General features: G+C 55.8%; 1 protein-coding gene and 1 pseudogene. Both read left to right on the forward strand.

The genetic code is table 11. From position 1 onward, the window contains the following. A partial coding sequence (locus tag H5U08_RS18470) for a Gfo/Idh/MocA family oxidoreductase (protein WP_297036529.1) occupies positions 1-1,169 on the forward strand: 1,169 nt, incomplete at its 5' end. Positions 1,170-1,338: 169 nt separating this feature from the next. Further along, positions 1,339-1,517 (forward strand): annotated as a pseudogene (locus tag H5U08_RS19955) (sugar phosphate isomerase/epimerase); the annotation flags it as partial.

A 1,517-nucleotide genomic window follows, 5' to 3' on the forward strand; every position in this document is an offset into this window, starting at 1 on the left:
ATGCTTTCTCGACGACCGGAGGCCCGGTGAAGCTGGTGGCGATGGCGGATCTGTTTGCAGATCGTTTGGAAGGAAGCCTGAAGAACCTTCAAAGTAAATTCCCCGATAAAGTGGATGTTCCTCCGGAGCGTCGGTTTCTTGGATTTGACGCCTATCGCCATGCGATTGATTGCCTCCGTCCGGGTGATGTTGTCATTCTTGCGACGCACGCAGCGTTCCGGCCGGTTCACTTTGAATACGCGGTGCAAAAAGGGGTCAACGTCTTTATGGAAAAGTCGTTTGGCGTGGACGCCCCTGCCACTCGCCGGCTGATGAAGGCTGCGGAAGAATCTGAGAAGAAGAACCTCAAGGTGGGCGTTGGCTTTATGTGGCGGCATTCCAGGGCCCGGCAAGAGGTCATCAAGAGAATTCACGACGGTGTTATTGGAGAGATTCACACCTTGCGGATCTACCGTGTGCACGGTCCGGTGTTCACACCGCGACTTCCGCCCGGTGCGAACGAGATCGAGTTTCAAATTCGTCACGCGGTGTGTTTCAACTGGGTCAGTGGCGGATTTTTTGTGGATTGGCATTGCCACAATGTGGATGTGGCGTGCTGGGTCAAGGGGGCATGGCCGGTAGAGGCGCAGGCGATGGGAGGACGGTGCTATCCCGATGCCGGCAATCTTTTTGATCATTACACCGTCGAGTACACGTTTGCCGATGGGACAAAACTGTTTGCGTTTTCTCGTCACATGCAAAATTGCTGGTCCACCTATTCAGACTATGCACACGGCACAAAGGGATCTGCGGTGATTATGACGGATTTGTCAGATCCCAAACCCAAGCTGTACAAAAGCCAGAAGATGGTGGCCAGCGAAGAGATCTGGCGGTATCCGGAGCGTGATGCGAATCCCTACCACGCCGAATGGCAGGTGCTGCTCGATGCCATCAGGCAGGATCAATCTCATAACGAGGCGAGACGGGCGGCCGAGGCCAATATGGCGACACTCATGGGACGCATGGCCGCGCATACCGGTCAGTATGTGACCTGGCAGCAGGCCTGGAACTCCAATTTCCAGTACGTCGCGGACATCGACAAGCTGACCTTCGAGTCAGTGCCGCCTATTCGGGCGGACAAGGAAGGACGCTATGCTCCGCCCTTGCCGGGCACGAGCCAGGAGATTTGAGCGGCTGAAGCGCTGAAAATCCGCGCGCTGGTGGCTTGCGGTTTTGGTAGGGGATTTTTAGAATCAATCACGCCGTTCAGCGGCGCGCGGGTGGCTTGTTCATCCTGTGCGGTGACGGGCCATGTTCTGTGGGGTTTGGCCGTTACTTTTCCTGTGCAAAGGAGGGATCATGGCTTCGGGACAGCGTCATAATTTTCCTAAGCTTCACAATGCTGCCTGGCCAGGAGTGGTCGGAAAAGGCGATGGGGGTGAGCCGCCGATTGACCTTGATACGATGCTCGACCTCACCGCGGCGGCTGAAGTGGACGGAATCAAGTTTGATGGATTCGACCTTTTCCTTTACCTCCC

The sequence above is a fragment of the Thermogutta sp. genome (genome assembly GCF_014359955.1).
GTDB lineage: Bacteria > Planctomycetota > Planctomycetia > Pirellulales > Thermoguttaceae > Thermogutta.